The sequence below is a fragment of the Paenibacillus sp. NMA1017 genome (genome assembly GCF_058895805.1).
Window position 1 is genome coordinate 1 of sequence record NZ_JBZXYR010000001.1, and the last position, 19595, is coordinate 19595.

At 46.5% G+C, this 19595-nt stretch carries 19 protein-coding genes; 5 read left to right on the top strand and 14 right to left on the bottom strand.

From position 1 onward, the window contains the following. Window positions 1-1213: 1213 nt before the first annotated feature. The 7 genes from glpX to AC5ELV_RS00035 form a co-directional block, all read right to left on the bottom strand. On the bottom strand, window positions 1214-2191 hold the full coding sequence (gene glpX, locus AC5ELV_RS00005; RefSeq protein ID WP_493428658.1) for a class II fructose-bisphosphatase: 978 nt from the start codon (window positions 2189-2191) through the stop codon (window positions 1214-1216). A gap of 147 nt (window positions 2192-2338) precedes the next feature. Beyond that, on the bottom strand, window positions 2339-3142 hold the full coding sequence (locus AC5ELV_RS00010; RefSeq protein ID WP_039275150.1) for a pyruvate, water dikinase regulatory protein: 804 nt from the start codon (window positions 3140-3142) through the stop codon (window positions 2339-2341). A gap of 13 nt (window positions 3143-3155) precedes the next feature. After that, complete coding sequence (locus AC5ELV_RS00015; RefSeq protein ID WP_493429331.1) at window positions 3156-3827, bottom strand: helix-turn-helix transcriptional regulator; 672 nt, start codon at window positions 3825-3827, stop codon at window positions 3156-3158. Window positions 3828-4008: 181 nt separating this feature from the next. Further along, window positions 4009-5220 carry an ABC transporter permease gene (locus AC5ELV_RS00020; protein ID WP_493428659.1) on the bottom strand — a complete coding sequence of 404 codons (1212 nt, stop codon included), beginning with the start codon at window positions 5218-5220 and terminating at the stop codon, window positions 4009-4011. Next, window positions 5217-5936, bottom strand: coding sequence for an ABC transporter ATP-binding protein (locus tag AC5ELV_RS00025; protein ID WP_493428660.1), 720 nt, complete (start codon window positions 5934-5936; stop codon window positions 5217-5219). Before AC5ELV_RS00025 ends, AC5ELV_RS00020 begins: the two co-directional genes overlap by 4 nt. 6 nt (window positions 5937-5942) lie before the next feature. After that, window positions 5943-7403 (bottom strand): efflux RND transporter periplasmic adaptor subunit, encoded by a 1461-nt coding sequence (locus tag AC5ELV_RS00030; protein ID WP_493428661.1) that lies wholly within the window; start codon window positions 7401-7403, stop codon window positions 5943-5945. A gap of 13 nt (window positions 7404-7416) precedes the next feature. After that, entirely contained in the window at window positions 7417-8580 is a 1164-nt protein-coding gene (locus AC5ELV_RS00035) for a TolC family protein (protein WP_493428662.1), read from the bottom strand. A 319-nt stretch (window positions 8581-8899) separates the two neighbouring features. On the opposite strand from AC5ELV_RS00035, the gene AC5ELV_RS00040 reads away from it, so the two are divergent. Beyond that, window positions 8900-9088: a hypothetical protein gene (locus tag AC5ELV_RS00040; protein WP_013370989.1), complete on the top strand. Its 189-nt coding sequence runs from the start codon at window positions 8900-8902 to the stop codon at window positions 9086-9088. 156 nt (window positions 9089-9244) lie between these two features. Here AC5ELV_RS00040 and AC5ELV_RS00045 read toward each other — a convergent pair whose 3' ends face one another. The 3 genes from AC5ELV_RS00045 to AC5ELV_RS00055 form a co-directional block, all read right to left on the bottom strand. Continuing rightward, a complete protein-coding gene (locus tag AC5ELV_RS00045) occupies window positions 9245-9568 on the bottom strand; it encodes an MGMT family protein (RefSeq protein ID WP_493428663.1) in 324 nt (107 codons plus the stop codon). Window positions 9569-9683: 115 nt separating this feature from the next. Beyond that, window positions 9684-10844, bottom strand: coding sequence for a rhamnogalacturonan acetylesterase (locus tag AC5ELV_RS00050; protein ID WP_493428664.1), 1161 nt, complete (start codon window positions 10842-10844; stop codon window positions 9684-9686). 232 nt (window positions 10845-11076) lie between these two features. Next, on the bottom strand, window positions 11077-11499 hold the full coding sequence (locus AC5ELV_RS00055) for a hypothetical protein (RefSeq protein WP_307350337.1): 423 nt from the start codon (window positions 11497-11499) through the stop codon (window positions 11077-11079). A 168-nt stretch (window positions 11500-11667) separates the two neighbouring features. Between AC5ELV_RS00055 and AC5ELV_RS00060 the strand changes: the two genes are divergently transcribed. From AC5ELV_RS00060 to AC5ELV_RS00075, 4 genes are all read left to right on the top strand, one after another. Continuing rightward, a complete protein-coding gene (locus AC5ELV_RS00060) occupies window positions 11668-12093 on the top strand; it encodes a CHRD domain-containing protein (protein WP_023988435.1) in 426 nt (141 codons plus the stop codon). A gap of 316 nt (window positions 12094-12409) precedes the next feature. Further along, entirely contained in the window at window positions 12410-13600 is a 1191-nt protein-coding gene (locus AC5ELV_RS00065; protein WP_493428665.1) for an acyltransferase, read from the top strand. A gap of 112 nt (window positions 13601-13712) precedes the next feature. Next, window positions 13713-14414: a response regulator transcription factor gene (locus tag AC5ELV_RS00070; protein WP_493428666.1), complete on the top strand. Its 702-nt coding sequence runs from the start codon at window positions 13713-13715 to the stop codon at window positions 14412-14414. Between the two features lie 15 nt (window positions 14415-14429). After that, window positions 14430-15536, top strand: a complete 1107-nt coding sequence (locus AC5ELV_RS00075) for a sensor histidine kinase (RefSeq protein ID WP_493428667.1) — start codon at window positions 14430-14432, stop codon at window positions 15534-15536. 12 nt (window positions 15537-15548) lie between these two features. Here the strand turns inward: AC5ELV_RS00075 and AC5ELV_RS00080 are convergent, their stop codons facing one another. From AC5ELV_RS00080 to AC5ELV_RS00095, 4 genes are all read right to left on the bottom strand, one after another. Then, window positions 15549-16304, bottom strand: coding sequence for a LutC/YkgG family protein (locus AC5ELV_RS00080; protein ID WP_493428668.1), 756 nt, complete (start codon window positions 16302-16304; stop codon window positions 15549-15551). Continuing rightward, on the bottom strand, window positions 16297-17817 hold the full coding sequence (locus AC5ELV_RS00085; RefSeq protein ID WP_493428669.1) for a LutB/LldF family L-lactate oxidation iron-sulfur protein: 1521 nt from the start codon (window positions 17815-17817) through the stop codon (window positions 16297-16299). Before AC5ELV_RS00085 ends, AC5ELV_RS00080 begins: the two co-directional genes overlap by 8 nt. Further along, window positions 17814-18542: a (Fe-S)-binding protein gene (locus AC5ELV_RS00090; RefSeq protein ID WP_493428670.1), complete on the bottom strand. Its 729-nt coding sequence runs from the start codon at window positions 18540-18542 to the stop codon at window positions 17814-17816. The genes AC5ELV_RS00085 and AC5ELV_RS00090 overlap by 4 nt, the downstream gene beginning before the upstream one ends. A 276-nt stretch (window positions 18543-18818) precedes the next feature. Beyond that, a complete protein-coding gene (locus AC5ELV_RS00095) occupies window positions 18819-19577 on the bottom strand; it encodes a DeoR/GlpR family DNA-binding transcription regulator (RefSeq protein WP_493428671.1) in 759 nt (252 codons plus the stop codon). Window positions 19578-19595: the final 18 nt, after the last annotated feature.

The window sequence follows — 19595 nt, forward strand, 5'->3', positions numbered from 1 at the left end:
CAAACTCTCCATTAAAGACCAACCGAAGTTGGTTTATAGAAAGAGCGATAAGCTCATGTTGAAACTGACGAGATAAAAATATCTCTTGTTCGCTTCCATTTCATACAGCCTGAGGCATGTACCAAAATTTCAGCGTTGGATTTTGCAAGCAAAATTCGTACTCACTCGTTGTTCAGTTTTCAAAGATCAAATTTTCATACGGCTTTGTTTGAGCCAGAACAATAATATAACATTTTCGTCTAATTTATTCAACTCGTAAATAATTCCAGGAGATTCATCCAACCCATATTTTTAATAATTATTTTCGGGATGGACTAATAATATATCAATTTAAAGCAATTAAGTCTACCTGTAAAAATTTCCAGCTCGTTCGAACTTATTAAAAATCTTTGATCTTGTTTTATCGGCTGGACTAGTAATTTAACACGTATACCAAATTAATTCTACTTGAAATTAATTCCTTTTAATAGACAACTATAGATAAACACCACAGTAATTCATAATGCCAATAGGCGGAAGTATTACTTAATCTGTGTTATTCTAATTTTACATAAGGATTTGCTTTGTCAGTTTGCTTTATAAGCACAGGAGTAGTAGCACTGGGTTATCTGGCTGTGTTTTTAATAAAAAATGCACGTAAATGAAAACCACATTTCTAATACGGACCAAAAAACGACTCCCTTTTGCTACACACTACAATTTTGTCAGCAAGTAAGAGCATATAACTTTAAAAGTACAAGGGTTGAGAGGATGATCCATTCTGGCAGAGGAATTTATCAAAATTCTAGGGCCAAGATACTTCATATCTTACATGATAATCAGATAGACGTGTATTGTTGGATATACACTTAGTAGATCATTTAGAGGATTAAGAAATTACGAAGTAGACTAAAGAAAGATGCATGACAGAGATAATTATGCTTACGTCACTCAATGAAAGCGAGGGTATACTTAATGCGTATTCCATGGAGTTGATAACTTCATCTGTTCCATGACAGTTAGATTGACCCTGAAATACGAAAAACAGCGGTATCCTTGGATAAGTCCTAGATACCGCTGCTTTATTGAATTATCGTTCCTCGCTTGTTAAATCTCCGAATTGTGTTACAGCATACGCAAACTTCTGCTTTGAGTTCACCTCTCGACGAAGCAAGACGAAGAAGAACCTTGCGCCTACTGTAGGAACAGATTTAGGAAGCCATGACTTCAATGTTCAAGAGGATGCTGCTACCGCAAGCGTACCCGAAGAATCTGCTGTATGGTGAATACTCCGCACAAAGCGAATCGTTTTTGTTTCCGAGTGCATTACGACTGAATGGGTTTCCGCTCTGTGACCGGGAAGAGAACGAACCCCCTGCAACCACTCTCCAGGTGTCACACCTGTAGCTACAAACATTACGCCTTGGCGTCCGACCATATCCTCCATGGATAGCAAAGCACCAGGGTCAGTAATGCCCATACGTTTGCAACGCTCAATCTCTTCTTCACCATGAGGCAGCAGGCGACCCTGGATTTCTCCGCCCATGCATTTCAGCGCTGCAGCGGCCAATACACCTTCAGGAGCGCCACCAGAGCCGATGTGCAAATCTACACCGCTATCCAGGCATGTTTCAATCGCGCCCATCACATCCCCATGCCCAAGCAGTTTGATTCGAACGCCGCTTTCCCGCAGAAGCTTGATGATACCGGCGTGCCGTGTACGATCCAGAATGGACACGGTAAGATCAGACAAGGATTTACCGAGTATTCGTGCAGCTTTTGACAATGTAGTCGGGATTGGGTCCTCAAGTGACAGCTTCCCAGCCAATGCCGGGCCAACGGCCATTTTTTGCATGTACATATCCGGAGCGTGGAGTAGACTACCACGAGGTGCAGCAGCAATGACCGACAGAGCGTTATTCAAACCATTTGCCACCGTTTCGGTTCCCTCCAGTGGATCTACAGCGATGTCCATAGCCGGTCCTCTGCGATTGCCTACTCTTTCCCCGATATACAGCATGGGAGCCTCATCCATTTCGCCCTCGCCAATGACGACCGTGCCGTCCATGGATACCGCATTAAAATGAGTGCGGATGGCTACCGTAGCCGCCTCGTCTGCGCTATTCTTATCTCCACGCCCTGTCCATTGTGCTGATTGCAGTGCCGCTGCCTCTGTTACCCGAACGAATTCCAATGCCATTTGACTCTCCATACCTATCCCTCCACCTCTCCTAAAAATAATTATTACCCTTTAGCAAATGAATATATTTAGGGCAGCTCTGCTGCATTCTTTCTATTTATCTATTAAGCTCCAGTATCCTACCATTTTAATTTTAGTTATATGAGCAGCTACTAGGCTCTATAACATTCTGATAATCAAACCTGCCGTCTCTTCAATCGCCTTATCTGTAACATCAATAACCGGACAATTCAGCTCTTTAAACAAAGACTGCGCATACGCTATTTCCTCTTCCACTCTCGTCGCTGTAGCATACTGCACATTATTAGGAAGCCCCATAACCTTTAGTCGCTCACTGCGTATTTTCAACAGTAACTCTGGCTCGATCGTTAATCCGAACACTCGACCACGCTGAACATCCTTCAACTGAACAGGCGGTGTCAGCTCCGGTACAACCGGTATGTTGACCGTTTTATAACCTTTATGCGCGAGAAACATGGATAAAGGGGTTTTGGAAATACGGGATACTCCAAGCAATACAATATCCGCTTTGAGAATGGCGCTCACATCTTTGCCATCATCGTATTGAACCGCAAAATCCAAGGCCTCTACACGGCGAAAATAGTTGTCGTCCAGTCGGTGCAGCAGACCAGGCTTCTCTTTGGGATCGTTATGGAACGTATCGGCAAACGCCTGCATCATCGGTCCCATAATATCGACAGCCCGCACATTCAGCCGGACAGCCTCTTCTTTCATCGCTTCTCTCAATTCCGGCTGTACCAGCGTATAAGCTACAAAGCCTTTACGCTCGGCAACTTCCTCCATCACCCGGCTCAGCTCGTCTTCATCCCTCACGTTCATAAATCTTTTGATCTCTGTGTCCGGTAACTCAAATTGGCGCATGGTCGCCTGTACGACAGCTTCTGCCGTCTCGCCAATCGAGTCTGAACAGATCGCTATAAAATGACTGCTCGCCTGAACCATTCGATTCCTCCCATTAATCCTCTGCTACCATATCGAGCAACATTTTAATAATATTCGTTTTTGTAATGCGTCCCACGACTTTCCAGTGCTCCCCTGGCTTCTCGGAGTCAGAAGGGACGACGACAGGTAGGCTGTCGATTTGACGGGCAATAATTTTGCGTGCTGCCTCTAATACCGTGTCCTCTGGGGAAACGGTGACAACATTCGCCTGTCGAGTCATCACAAGGCTGACAGGAATGGTTGCTGCATTGGGATTCCCTAACGTTACCTTAAGCAAATCCTTGCGGGAAGCTACCCCTGCCAAATCTCCGTCTTCATCGGTGACGATCAAATTGCTCACATTTTCCAAAAAGAGAGCCACGACAGCTTCCTGAATCGTAGTTGTTTCACGTACGATGACTGGAACTCCATGAAGATCGCCGACCTTCATTTGCAACAGCCGGAATTTTTCCTCCCGGTTCGGCGTGCCCCGCTTTCCAACAAAATATCCGACCTTGGGCTTTGCATCTATGTAATTCAGAATGCCCAATTTGGATAGGTCGGTCCGAATGGTCGCCTTGCTGAGATTAAGCATTTCCGCAATCTGATCCCCGGTGATTGGGGCATGCTTTTGTACGATGTTTAAAATTTCTACTTGTCTTGCCGTAAGGTCGATGATGAACGTCCCTCCTTTTTTTATTTCGATCTAATATTGAATATAATACGTCATATATAACAATAAATCAACCTCAAAAAGCATATAAAACATCACATATATAAAATTAAAGTGGTTATTCATGTCTTTTTATCATTTAAAACAATTATTTAACACAAAAAACGGGCACTTTACACCCTGCTCTTTCGAGTAAGGCGAAGTACCCGCTCCCTTATTCGTATCTTAAAGCATCAATTGGACGCAGCTTCGACGCTTTCCGCGCCGGATATACTCCGAACAACACTCCAACTCCCATACAGCACATAAAAGAGTAAAGCACGGGCTCTATCGAATACACAATCGGCATTTGGACGAATTTCTCGAGCAACTTTGCACCTCCGAGACCCACCATTACGCCAACCAGTCCACCCATCAGACTGAGAAAAACAGCCTCAGCCACAAACTGCAGCATAATATCACTGCGTTGCGCACCAATCGCTTTGCGAATCCCAATCTCCCTTGTACGTTCCGTGACGGACACCAGCATAATATTCATAATGCCGACACCTCCAACTCCAAGCGCAATTGCAGCTACACCGACCAGCAGCATATTCATAATCCGATCAACCCCGGACACTGTTTTTAAGATTTCCGTCTGGGTCATGATCTGAAAGTCATCGCCCTCTGATGGCTTTAGCTCATGCCTGGCACGCAGAACCTGTCGTATTTCAGCACTTGCCTGATCAATTTTTTCCTCTGATGTTGCGGAGGCGTTCACCTGCTGAATGCTCATATTGCCTAGCCGTTCCATCCCCGTTGTAATCGGTACATATACCTGCTGACCGCTGTTACTCATATTGGAATTGGAATTTGCCAGCACACCGACCACCTTAAAAGGAAGCTGTTTGATCATGATCGTCTCACCAACCGCTCTGGAGGCATCCGGGCCAAAAATATTACGGGCCGCATCACTCCCTAGCACGGCCACATTCATTTGTTTATCCACTTCATAGTGCGTAAACGACCTGCCTTGAGCTAGCGACAGCTTTCTCACATGAATGAATGCCAGCGAAGTCCCTTCAATTTGCCCGCTAACCTTATTGCGACTCCACGTAATATCTGCATTGGTCATGGCACTTGGTGCTACCTCTGCTACTGCTTTTTGCTGCTCTAGCGCATTGATATCTTCCAGAGATATTCCTTTCGTCTGATTGAACGACATGGAGCTGGAGCCATCATATGGAGCATAAGGATAGATCATCAGCAGATTATTTCCCATACTGTTGATCTGAGAAGTAATCGTAGCCGTCGATCCTTTACCGATGGCTACAATCATAATCACAGCGGCCACTCCGATAATAATGCCCACCATGGTCAGCAAAGATCGCAGCATATTGGTTCGCAAACTGTTGAGCGATACACGGATAATTTCCTTAAACTTCATGCCTTCACTTCCTCTGCCGCCATTCTTCGTTTCCCAACAGGCTGATCCTCTTCAATCCGCCCATCCCGAAAATGAATCAGACGCTTGGCGTATTCCGCAACCTCCTGATCATGAGTAACCAATACAACCGTTTTTCCCTGATCGTTCAGACGCTGAAAAATCCCCATTATTTCAACACTTGTTTTGGAGTCCAATGCGCCTGTCGGTTCATCCGCCAAAAGAATGACCGGATTGTTCACAAGTGCGCGCGCAATAGACACCCGTTGCTGCTGACCGCCTGACAATTCGTTTGGCCTATTGTTCATCCGATCGCTTAGACCTACGCTAGTGAGGGCCTCCATTGCCCGCAAACGACGCTCCTTTGCAGAAATACCTGCATAGATCATAGGCAGTTCCACATTCTCCAAAGCCGTTGCTCGCGGGAGCAAATGGAATTTTTGAAATACAAATCCGATTTTCTGATTACGTATAATAGCCAGTTCATCCTCGCGGGCATCTAATATCGAATAGCCGTCCAAATAAAATTGTCCCGATGTAGGTAAATCTAGACAGCCGATGACATTCATCATCGTGGACTTGCCTGATCCAGACGGTCCCATGATCGCAACAAAATCACCGTCAGCAATATCAAGTTGTACCTCTCGCAGGGCATGGATTTCCTGATCTCCGACCTGGTACACTTTTTTCAAATCCTCAATCTGAATAACGTATCTCATACCCGTTTAAAAGCCTCCCTGCATGCCACCCATAGCGGAAGGGTCCGGCGGAGGTTCAGGAGCAGGCACAATAAGGGTATCCCCCTCCTTTACACCTGACTTGAGCTCGACTCGATCTGGCGTGTAAAATCCGAGTTCTACGGGCTTGAAAGTGCGCGCCCCTGGATTTGCAGCATTACTAGCGGCAACGTACACGCCATCCTGTCCCCCTTCGGATCTCAGCGCAGTCGCAGGTACGAACAGTACATTTTTGTGTACTCCCAAAATAACGGCCACATTCATAATCATGCCTGTTTTGAGTTTGCCTTTCGGGTCATGTACAGACAGTTCCATCAGATACGTCGTCATCCCTTCATCCGTAGAGGCTTCCGGTGAGACGAATTGCACCTTCCCTGGAAATGATTCACCAGGATATGCATTGGTAGTCAGCACGGCTGAAAGACCCTTCTTTACTTTGACAATGTCGGTCTGACTTACCTTCACAACCACCTTAAGATCGTTGGAATCCGAGTTATTCATGACAATGAATGGAGCCGTCGGACTGGTCCCAACATCCCCGTTCACCTTCAAGATTACCCCGTCCCAAGGTGCTGTGACCTGAAGCTTGTTCAGTTCATTTTTCTTCTGCTCCAGTTCCGTCGCCTGTCTTCGAACCTCTATTCGTGAGGCTTGAATATTGGATGCATCAGCCGGAACCTGAATTTTGCGAAGCTCTGCCATTGCCGTACGATATCCGATTTCAGCCTCTGAAATGGTGCGACGTTTTTGCGACATGATTTTTCGGAACTGCAGATCCAGACCATCATAGTCCGTTTGTGCTTTATCCAGCGCTTGCTCTGCCTGCTCCAATTCACTGTTGGACACCGCCCCGGCATCATGTAAAAACTTTTGGTCTTCATATGCCTTCCGCGCCTGTTCCAACTGCTTTTGGGAAGTTTTCTTCTGACTTTCGGCTTCTTCCAGCTCAAATGATTCTTGCGCTGTATCGATAGCCATTTTGGCCCGAAGTACATTTGTTTTCTGAATTTCAATGTCTTCTGCCTTCGGACCTTTCTCCAATTCAGCCAGCTTGGATTTGGATATTTCCAAAGTATCAGACGCACTCTGAATTTGCATTTTAATTTCAGAACTGTCCAGAAGAGCCAGGACTTGTCCTTTCTTCACTTTGTCTCCGGCCTTCACGTTTACCGCTGCCAGCTTATTTTCGCCTGCGCTTGTAAAATTCAACTTCACTTCCTTGGAAGCCTGTACGGTACCGGACGTATCCAGCTTCTCGCTCACATCGCCGCGTTCTACTTTAAGCTTCTCATCCTGAACCAACGGTGCCGCCTGCTCCTTGGGCAGATTCAGATATACTGCTGCTCCGCCTCCACCGACAACTAGTAGAACAATTGCAGTCCAGATCCACTTTTTTCTCCGTTTTCTCCGTAACTTGATTAAAGCATCATTTAAAACCGTTTCTGCCAACGCCTTTTCCTCCCTATGTGCTCCATGGCTTGTTCAACGTATACTCATTTTGATCCAACTCGATCGCAAGCTCTTCCATTTGCCGTTCAATCTGGTTCACTTTCAACTGATTATTTTTCAATTCCATTTCGATAATTAGACCTCTGGCCCACTTTTTGCGTGATAATTCCAAGGCCTCTTTTGCCGTACGCAAGCTTTCTTCCAATTGTACGTATTTCTTTTGATTTTCCTTAACCGTGGCATACAAATTGCGGAGAGATTCGGCAAAATCCTTTTGACCTTTGTCGAGCTCCTCCTTAGCCGTATCGACATCCATTTTAGCTAGATCGTAAGCACCTGCGCCGTTGTTAAAATCGAAATATCTCACATTGAGCTCCGAAGTCTTGATGCTATCCTCCAGCTTCCATAAATTCGGATTCATGTCCGTCAGCTGTTGTATATGTATTTCGATATCCAGCTTCTTCGGTTCCTTGTACACGGGCCGATCCACCAATTCATAAGCTGTTCCGTTGGGCTGTCCCATGAGGAAGTTTAGAGCATCCCTGGATTTTTGCAACGCAATTTTCCCCTGCTCTACGGTTTGCTGAGCTTGGCTTCTGGCCTGTGTACTCTCGTTTTTCGCATACTCAGACAGCTTGCCGCGTGCAAATTTAGCAAGTGCAATCTTTTCTTCCGCTTGGGCGATTTCAAGCGCTTCTAGATCATTTTTCACCTGATTTTCTGCTACAAACACAGCTTGGTAGCTTTTCATCACATTAAAATAGATCTGGTCTTTGGCGAACTGAGCCTGCTTTTTGCTGGCTAAATAAGAGAGAGTTGATGAATTATAATTTTTCCAGTTTGCTTCATCGCCAACATACTCACCGTCTATAAAATCAACAAATGCATTTCCCAGATCCTTTTCTGCATTTTTCAATTCCATTCTGCGACGCTCTACGTCCCGTTCGGCAGTACGCGTATTGTAACTGTTCGTCTGTGCCCATTCCGCGGCCTGCTTGAGTGTCAATGTAGGTAAAGCTTGACCCGTTACGGATGATGTCTTCGATGTAGCTGCAGTGGATGGACTAACCGACGTACTTGATGCTACATTTCCTGATAAACTCTCAGCCTGTACAGTGGAGGCCAAGCCAGATGATAAGGACAATACAAGCAGCACGGCAGCCGCTTTTTGCTTCATAGATGAATCTCTCCCCTTTCGGTGCATTCGCCAAATCTTTTCCATTTTTTTCGACATAAACTTCCACGAACTCTTTGCATTCTAATTGTACTTTCAGGTTTATGTTGGTACAAGGTGTCAAAACAATACATTTTTGTAACCTTTACTTCCAGCTTACTCGCTTTATACTACTTTTCGTCCAATCAGATATGGATTCAACCTATTTTTACCTGAACTTTACCTAATTTTCAGCTAATTTTAAGGAAACCAACAGCATCTATTAAGGTTTGGAACATATACTAGAGAAAGAATAACAGCCGCTCACGGGGAGGGTTAATAGATGATAAAAGAATCTCGCATGACAACCACTAACGAACCGTCTGATTTGTGGATGACCCGCTTTTTACGTGAATCAGAACAAAAAAAGAAACAACTAATCCGGGAAGCTCGGAAAAATAACGATATACCGCTGATGAATAGCATTTCTTTTCACCTTGCCCAACGGGATCAGCAGCATCTTATCGGATAAAATGACAAGTGAATCTTATGCTATAAATAACAGATTACCTCTAGTTATCTGCTTCGTATGCTAGATGAAAAAGAACCGGGACAAATCGCTAATGGATTTGTCCCGGTTCTTTTTGATGATCAAATCTAATATAAAACCGCATAGCTTGTTCCGTTCCTATTCTTCCATCTCCGCCTGCGGATCATAGAGATATTGATCCAGTGGAATACGCCCGCTTTCATTAAAACGTATGCCTTCCTCCTCCAAATACAGACGCTGCAGGGATGCGGACTCATCCTCCTGCAAAGCAATCTCCCCTAAACGGTTGACTACTCTATGCCAAGGAAGTCGGTGTTTTTGGCTCAACGTATGCAAAATCCGCACCACCTGTCTGGCACCTCTTGGGCTTCCGGCCTCTGCCGCAATTTGACCGTAAGTCATTACTTTTCCCTCAGGGATCAACAGTATAATTTGAATCACACGGGCAGTGAAAGGCTGCATGTTCTAATTCCTCCGTATTACTATTGCTTTTTCAATAATTATAGCACCCTGAACAGAGGCTAAAAACCCCTGCTCCTACGAATGTAAGAAACAGGGGAAAACCCATCGTTTAAATTTAGAATCCGCTCAGACCCTGCCTTTTTAAATCCTGTGCTACCAATCGGGCCAGCTCCCTTGCACCTTCATAGTTTGGATGGAGTGTATCGCCGTTCATATACAAGGACAGTGTGGCGTCTTTACCAATAGAAGTGAAATAAGCTGAGCTAAGAACATTCAGATCGACTAAAGGCGTTTGTTCCTCTTGAGCCAGCGCCAAAATAGCGCTTCTATACCATCTATTTTCTGCGTTGTGTACATTGTTAGCATTAAAGTCAGTGGCTCGTCCTTGCGGAGTTGACAGGATTACCGTGGCCCCCTTAGCCTTAACCTGCCGGATCATATCCCGCATCCAGTCCTTAAACTCCGCTTCGCTTTCGTTATGCTTTGGATTGGTGTCATTAATGCCCAATTGGAGAATAAAATAATCCCCCGGCTTAATATATTGGACGATGGCCTTCAACTGACCGTCCTGGTGGAAGCCTCTAGCAATTTGGCCTCCTGACGCCATATTGCGAATTTGAAAAGTATTCGTGTTCACAAACTCTGGCAGCAGTTGACCCCATCCCGCCTGCACGCTGCTATCTAGCGGATAATAGTTACATACCGTAGAATCTCCACCGATATAAATCGTTCGATTCGTAACCGGATTGCTAGATAATTGCCTGATTTCCAATGCACTGAGTGTGAAGACCGCGCCCTCTTTGCCTTCAGTAACCAGCAGATTTAGCTGTCCGTCTGTCACTGGAATTTGAAAGCGATCCTTGGCCCCATTCCCTGTCATATTAATGACCTGATACACCCCTTCAGCCGCAATACTCGAACGAGAGGTATCTCCTAAAGTAGCCGACACCTCATACAAACCAGGAGGAAGATCAACGTCAAAAGTATTCTCGCTTTTCGTACCTGTAGCCAGGAACCGTACCGCATCACTCGCCACTCCAGTCCCCGAAGCACTGACATTACGCATATTCTCAGGGGTACGAAAACCATAGCCACGTGCTGAGTCATAGGACAGCGAAGCGCTCACTCCACTATAACCCGTTTCGACTGTACCTCCGCCAAAATCAAATTTGTACTCGCCAGTGGATGCATGTGCCGGGGTAACTATGCCCACACCCGGTGCACCACATAAAAAAGCTGCTAAAAGCATACCGGTCAATCCTTTTTTCCATTTCATTCTTCATTCCTCCTCCAGATTTTTAATTGTACGAACCAAAGAATTTTTTGTTTTTTGTAAGCGCATACATAAAATTCTATCAATTGTTGCATGGTTATGCCTATGTAATTCTTATGCAAAAGAAAAGTAATTTATTCGTTAAGCTGAAACTTGTACTTGTACACAAAAAAGCTTCGCAGTTACAACTGCGAAGCTTTATGAAGCAATATTTCGTCAAATCAAAATTACTACATTAATCGGCAACCAAAATCCCGTCAAAGCTCTCTGGACCTACACGTATTGTACCCAGCAGGTTAGCAGAAACAAAAGCAGTATACACCAGTTGTGGCGTAATCGGCGGATTAAAATCATCTGCTGAGAACGCAATAACCTGTGGAGCTAATAAACTCAAACTAAAAGTGGATGTAGCCGAATAAACAACAGGGTCAGTTACCACAGTACCCCTTACAATAGTAATGGTAATTCCTACTAAAGCAAGCGGAAGTTGAAGCGATATGGTTCCTTTAAGTAGAACCCGTGGCGTACCTGTTGCTCCCTGTGTGTTTAATCCGATCTGCCCGAACAATTGAGGTGTATTCAAAGCAGTGATTGGAATGGCAATTGAGTTGGCTGTCGAAGCGTTTTGGGATGTTCTTCCATCAATAAATGTTCCCATGGTTTCCCCTCCTTTCTCTACCAGATACTCATAGACTATGAAAAATTTTGTTTTGTGCTTGGACTGAATAACTTGTAAAACACACAACTTCTGATGAATAGGCTAATGTGCAGCCCTTTCTCTGGCCCTGTGAATACACTAAACCAACACTGGGAAAGGAGGGATGTCATGTCTAATAAGTTTAGAGCCACCTTAAGGGGGGCTAATGAAGTGCCTCCTGTCAGAACAAATGCGACAGGAACAGCCGAATTTCGTTACCGTCCAACGAGCCAACAATTAAGCTTTGAACTGACTGTACGCAATATCTCACGGGTAACCGAAGCGCATATTCATCTGGGACGAAGAGGTGAAAATGGCCCTGTTGTTGCTACACTGTTTGGTCCTTCGAAGTTTGGGATAACCGTTAGAAGAGGCGTCGTTAGCGGCGTGCTCCGTGCATGTGATCTTACTGGTCCACTCAGAGGCAGAACCATTTATGATTTGGTGTGCCAAATTAGAGAGGGTAATGCCTACGTCAATGTCCACACGATCCGTCATCCGAATGGTGCTATTCGTGGACAAATTAGACGCGCACCTATCAAACGCTGCAAATAACGAATGATATGAGTATAAAAAAGAACTTCCATACCACTCATTTTGAGGCTATGGAAGTTCTTTTTTATTCAGGATTTTGAAAATTCGATTCCAGTCGCTCCGAAGTGCAAAATATAGACGAACTAAACCATCTCGATCTATATCTTGTTCATTGGAAGTCGCTTATGGAATTTTTGCAAAATCCTCAATTCTTAACAAAAGTTAAGAAGTTCATAAGCGTTTCTTAAGCCGTTCCCTTTAGGGGTGTTAAGAACTTTATCTTTTAATAGAAAGAGTTCAACAAGATACAGTTCACTCCTGAAAGGAAATGAAGCTTATGAAGCCTAAGACCAAAGAAAAAATTCCCGAATTGCAGTTGGTCAGAGCCATGGCGATTTTAGCCGTCATGATGGTACATGCCACTTCTTATGCAACGGTTCAGCTTACAAATTCCAGTCTTTATTTTGTATACAATGCGCTCAATGTGTTGATGAAGTATGGAACCCCCGTATTTATCGCGCTTAGTAGCATGGTGCTGTTCTACAACTACAAGGATCGTCCAATGGGACGACAGCTCTTAAGTCGCTTTTATAAGCAGAGATTGCTGTATATTCTCTTACCTTACGTCATGTTCTCTCTGTTTTATTGCATCCTGTCTCTTATGGCTAGCAGTTCCGGACCATGGAGTTTAGCTACACTTGCGAAAAGCTTTGCTCTGAAGCTGGCCACTGGCAAAGCATATACACATTTATATTATATTTTTATCATGATGCAATTCTATCTTGCATTTCCATTCGTACTGTGGCTGTTCCAGCGTTATCGGCAACTTCCACAATGGTCTATTGTCCTTGGGCTGTTGCTACAGTGGTCATTTGTAATTGGCAATAAATTTCTATTTCAGGTGCAAAATAAGGGCAGTTGGGCACTGTCTTATGTAGCCTGTTACATGCTGGGTGCTGCTCTCGGTTATTACTACCCACAGCTGAAAACGTGGTTTCTGATGCGTAAGGGGCAACGAAATGTTGCCGGAGTGCTGACATGGATCGCAATTTGGGCTTTATGGCTGATTTCAGCCACCATGCATGTCTATATGTGGTATGAAAATAGAATGTACGGAACCTCGTACAACTCTCTAGTTTTTGAACTTATGTATAATGTGTACAGCCTGTCTAGCACGCTGGTATTACTACAGATTTCCTTTTTAATGTATAGACCACAACATTCCTTTGTTACTCGCAAACTGGAACGTCTGGGCACACTGTCCTTTGGTGTGTATCTGATTCATCCGTTCTTCCTACTCCTGTATCGGCAGTTTTCACCACATATCGGTTCTCCGCAGCTTATTCATGTGTGGTATGCTGGAAGTTTTTTCTTTGCACTTCTTTGCTCTTGGCTCGTCGTGTCGATCATCTCCCGTTTCCTGCCATTTGCTTGGATCTTGTTCGGTCAACTACCGGGAATAGAAAAAAGACAATTCAAGCAGGAAAACTGTATTTCTTCAACTCAAACAGGACTATCCAAAGGCTGACGACCCCAAGCAAGCGAACTGAGATGAGTGTCCATAGCCTCCATCTATAAAAAAGGTTTATAATACGCCCATATTGTATACTGCTGGAAAGAACAGAAAGGGTGCACGGGCCATGCATAACGGAACCATTTTATTAGTAGACGATGAACCTGAAATTATTAAGCTGATGCAAATTTATTTGGAAAATGAAGGATATCGACTGCTTATGGCACGAGACGGACTGGAAGCTCTGGAGCAAATCAGTCGGGAATCGATAGATGTGATGGTACTTGATGTGATGATGCCCAATATGGACGGGGTTGAAGCTTGCATGAAGATCAGGGAAACCGAGCGTTTTCCGATTGTTATGTTGTCTGCGAAGGGACAAGATATGGACAAAATCACAGGACTTAGCGTTGGGGCCGATGATTATGTCACCAAGCCGTTCAGTCCGTTGGAACTGGTGGCACGCATCAAATCCCAGCTGCGCAGAGTTCGGAAATATACCCACTCCTCCCCTGCATTGGAGCATGAAATGATACTGGATGAACTCTCCATTAATTCTGCTACGCATGAGGTCACTCTCGCCGGAGAATCCATTAAGCTGACCCCACGAGAATTTGCCATTGTCGAGCTGTTGGCCCGTAATCGTGGTCAAGTGCTGAGCATGGAGCAGATCTATGAAAAAGTGTGGAAGGAGCAATATCTGGAATCCAACAACACGCTGATGGTTCATGTGCGTAAAATTCGCGAGAAAATTGAGGCTGATCCGAGAAAACCCAAATATCTAAAAACGGTGTGGGGCATCGGCTATAAAATGGAAAAATTCGATTAATGGAGGATTCACGTCTTGAAGGCAAAACGATACGATACGTTAGGATGGAAGCTGGCAGCCCTTAGCCTTGCCGCTTTCACTTTAACTGGACTGATTTTGATGGTGTTTTATTATGGAGCATCTTTGCTGCTATGGCTGAACCCTTCCCGTTCATTTTTTGGCACCCGTCTGGTTCGCTGGACCGTAAATCACATTGGGTCCCCACTGATCATGCTGGTAGGCGGGCTACCTACATATATTTATTTCTTTTTCCTTTTTACCAAAAATACGATTGGCTACCTTCGCGAAATTACGACGGGGATGCAGGAGTTTGCTGACGGAGACCTGTCCTATACGATTCCTGTTTCTTCAGCGGACGAGCTGGGTACCTTGGCGAAAAATATGAACACCATGGCGGACAAGCTCCGTCTCTCGCTGGAAGAAGAACGAGCTTCCGCCAAGGCCAAAAACGACCTGATCACTGGCGTATCCCATGATCTTCGTACCCCGCTAACATCCGTGATCGGTTTTTTGGAATATATTGAAACCGACCGCTATCGGGATGAAATTGAGCTTCGCTATTATGTGAACATTGCTTATGAAAAGTCATTGACGCTAAAAAAGCTGATCGACGAGCTGTTTGAATACACGCGTGTGAGCGGTAGCAGTCTACCACTGGAACTGGAGCCTGTAGATCTCGGCAAATTGCTCACCCAGCTTGCTGAGGAATTTGTACCCTCGCTGGAACAGGCGGACATGTCCTACCGTGTCCGAATCGTCGAGCCTGTTCGGATTCTAGCCGATACCGACGAGTTGGTACGCCTGTATGAAAATTTGTTTTCCAACGCTATTCGATACGGAAAAGACGGCAAACGCCTCGATATCACCATAGGACGCGAAGACGACGAGGCGGTGGTAATCTGCACCAACTACGGCACCCCAATTCCTGCGGAAGATGTCCCGTACTTGTTTGAACGGTTTTACCGGGTGGACAAATCACGTTCCAAGGAAACCGGAGGCACCGGACTGGGCCTTGCGATTACAAAAAGTATTACCGAGCTGCACGATGGCCGCATTTCGGTTAGGAGCAATCGCAGACAAACAGATTTTGAAACCCGCTTCCCCCTCTATCATACTCGGTAGGCGGTGTACACGCTAACCCATTAACAACGTATAGACGATGCCGGGTCCATGTACGCCAATCGTCAGATCATTTTCAATATCCGACGAGCGGCTGGGTCCGGTAATAAAATGAATGCCTGCGGGCAGTTGCTCACGCCCAGCTTCGTCAAAACGGCTTAGAATCTCGCCCAGTCGTGTTCGCAAGCGCTCTACTGGCAGAAGAATGATCAGTGCGGTTGGCAAAAGGCTGACCGCGCGGCCTTTCTCCGGCGAGGATAGCACCGCTACTGAACCGGTGTAAGCAGCCGCTTCGTCGGCGATGACGATGCCGATATCCGCCTCGGCGGCGCGGGCCTTCCAGTCCTCGACTGGATCGGTGTTCCACACCGATAGACGGACTTCCGGCAGCGCCAATTCCAGCTGGAGCGCATCCAGGTCCGGCTCATTCTGCCGGACGATATAGGCCGCTCCCAGCTCTCGCGCTTTGTGCGCGATCCAGTCTGCGGTCTGCTCCAGATCCGGCAGACGCACGACATGTCCGCCAACACTTGTAAAGTTGGCGGTGAACTCCTCGATGCGCTGCTCCGCGCTCCATTCGAATTCGCGCCAAAATGTAGGTGCCCCGCGAAACGGCTGAACTGGTGGCTCCGTCTGTCGTGGACGCTTGAGCCGCGTCGCGATGCCGTCCATAAAGCGTACCTGCTTGGCACGGGATTCTGCTTCCATTTGATGAAGCCACGCTTCATGGGCCGCTTTTGCTTGCGAAGAAGGATTACTCTGCTCACTCATACTGCGTCCCTCCTTTACTTCTATCTGCCAAAATCTTCTCCATTCGGCTGAGAACATCCGGCTGCATCACGTTGCGTTCCTGCTCCAGCTTATGCTCCAGCGTGTTCCATTGCTGACGGAAGGATTTTTTCGCCAGAGAGGGAGCCACACGGTACGTATTCCAGCCCTTTAACGGGCCCAGCTTCAGGGTAATTTCGCCCTTACGGACGATCGCTTTCTGGGCGATCTGCCCGAGCCGAATCGCCGCTGTGAATCTCTTCGAACTGGAAACCACTGTCGCAAAACCTTTCATCCCTGCCGTTTCCAGCTTATCTCCTTGTCCCGCCTCCACCTTGCGTCTGCGCAAATATACCAGCATATCATGCAGCGGTATTTTGACCGGACAGGCTTCATAGCACGCACCACATAGACTGGACGCACTCGCAATATCGTTCCACTCTTCGATGTTGCCATGAAGGGCAGGCGTAAGCACCGCACCGATAGGGCCACTATATGTCCCGCCATACGCGTGCCCGCCAATGTGCCGGTACACCGGACAGGCATTCAGGCAAGCCCCACAGCGAATGCAATTCAGCAACTCTTGAAACTCGGGATTGCCTAGCTGTAGTGAACGTCCGTTATCTACGATGATGATGTGCATTTCGTCAGGCCCATCGGCATCTTGGCTGCGCCGAGGGCCTGAAATACCAGACATGTACATGGTCAGCTTCTGTCCGGTAGCAGATCGTGGCAGTAATGTAGCCATCACCTCCAAATCCGTCCAGGATGGAATAATCCGTTCCATGCCCATCAGCGTAATTTGCGTTTTGGGCAAAGTGGATACCATTCGTGCGTTGCCTTCATTTTCAAACAGGACCATGGAGCCTGTCTCGGCGATGGCAAAATTACACCCGGTCATGCCAATATCCGCTTCTAGAAACTTTTCACGCAGCTTTTTGCGGACAAAGCCCGCCAAAATCGTCGTATCCGCGGACAGTTTCTCCCCTGCTTCTTTGGATAACAGTTCGGCAATCTGATAGCGGTTTTTGTGAATCGCCGGAATGACGATATGAGATGGGGGCTCTCCTGCCAGTTGAATAATATATTCACCGAGGTCACTTTCAATCGTCTCGATATCCGCACCCTCCAGCGCCTGATTCAAGTGTAACTCCTCCGACACCATCGACTTGGATTTGACGACGGAACGAGCTTGGCTATGTGCAGCAATATCCAGTGTAATGCGTACGGCATCGGCTGCTGTATCGGCAAAATGAATATGCACACCGTTGGCACGGGCATTTTCTACAAATAGATTTAAATAATAATCCAGATGGGCAATGGTATGCAGACGAATTTGACGGCCCCGTTCACGCCATTCTTCCCAATTTCCGTGCTGCTCTGAAGCCAACTGCTTTCCGTTGCGCAAACGCTCTGTAGTGAAACGAACTGCATTCCGCAGAAAATCATCATTTAGGGCCAGCTCTGCGCGTTTTTTGACCTTTTGGTTCATGGAATGTGAGTGTAGGGCGGTCATGCGTGCTTCACCCCTTCGTACAGTAGCTCAGCCAGATGCATCACCCGAACTGGCTCCTTCCGATACCGAAGATTTCCGGCAATATTCATCAAGCAGGCCATATCTAGTCCGACCAGTACCTCGGCTTCGGTCTCCCTGATATGATCCACTTTCTCAGTCACCATCGCTCCCGAAATATCCGGCATTTTCACCGCGAAAGTCCCGCCAAAGCCACAGCAGTCCTCAGCAAAGGGAAGTGGTACTAATTGTAGTCCCTTTACACTGCCAAGCAGCTTCATCGGTTCCTCCTTCACGCCGAGCAAACGTGTGCCATGGCAAGACGGATGGTAGGTTACCGTATGCGGAAAAGACGCGCCCACATCGGTCACGCCAAGCACTTGTACCATAAATTGCGTAAACTCATACGTCTTGTGCTTCAGCCTCCGTGCCGAATCGAGCCATTCGGGCTCATCCTTAAACAACTCCGGGTAATGATGAATCATATATGTGCAGGAACCGGAGGGGGATACGACAAAATCGCTATCGTTAAACGCTTTCAAAATCGTTTTGGCCGCAGCCCTCGTTTCATCCCAATAGCCGCTGTTATAGGACGGCTGCCCGCAACATGTCTGCACCTTCGGAAAATCCAGCTGAACACCATATCTGGCAAGCAAGCGTGCCATTGCTTCCCCCACCCTGGGATAAATCGCATCACTCAGGCAGGTAATAAATAAAGATACCTTCATACGGAACACCCCTTCCGTCCATGGAATAGCTATTACTTTATAACTGAAAGGCTACCTATAGTGCCACTGCTAGTGCCACTGCGCAGTCAGATGGTGCTTCCCATCGCTGTTACCCCCAGATTCTTTACTCAGTGCTAAAAATCCGGGGAAGTGATACTTTAGAGGCTTGCAGTGGATTCTCACTTATAACTTTTTTACATCAAAGAATCCCACTGCAACAGCGATCGTAAGATCAAATGAACCGCGGAGCGGCCTCTCCCCCGAAAACTACACGCTTTACACAACCGTAACTGGAATAGCCAGCTCCGCAAGTTGACTACGAATCGGGTCCGACAACCGCGAATCCGTGATAATCTCGGATACCTGCGACAGGTTCACGACATGTGTAAACGCTTGTTGCCCAAATTTGCTCGCATCCGCCAGTAAAATCACACGGTCTGCGATGCTGACCATTTTCTGCTTCAAACGAGCTTGCAGTTCATTCGATTCGCTAATACCGCGATCCAGATGAACCCCCTGGCTGGAGAAAAACAATTTATCCACATAATAGGTTTCTAGTGAACGCTCTGCGAGCGGGCCTACAAATGACAGCGAGCGTTGAAGCAACTGCCCCCCTGTCGAAATGACCTCGATTTTTTCCTTACCCGCCAGCTCTGTAGCTACCCGAATCGAATTCGTTAATATGGTCAAAGGAATATCCGGCAAACTCGAGGCCATATACCAGGCGGTTGTGCTGGCATCCAGCAATATACGATCATGCGGCTGTATCTGCTTGACCGCTTCCTCAGCAATCCGACGCTTTTCCTCTGCGTTCATAATTTCCCGCACCGCATAGGGGGTTTCAGGCTGCTCATTTTTGACACTGACCGCCCCACCATGCGAACGGCGCAGTCGTCCCGCCTGCTCCAGGCGGTCCAGATCACGGCGGATCGTTTCCTCCGTTACTTTGCACAACTCACTCAATTCGGACACCCGTATGCTTCCTTTTTCATTCACGAGCTGCACAATCATCTCATATCTTTCTGCGACCAGCATGGCAATCTCACTCCACAT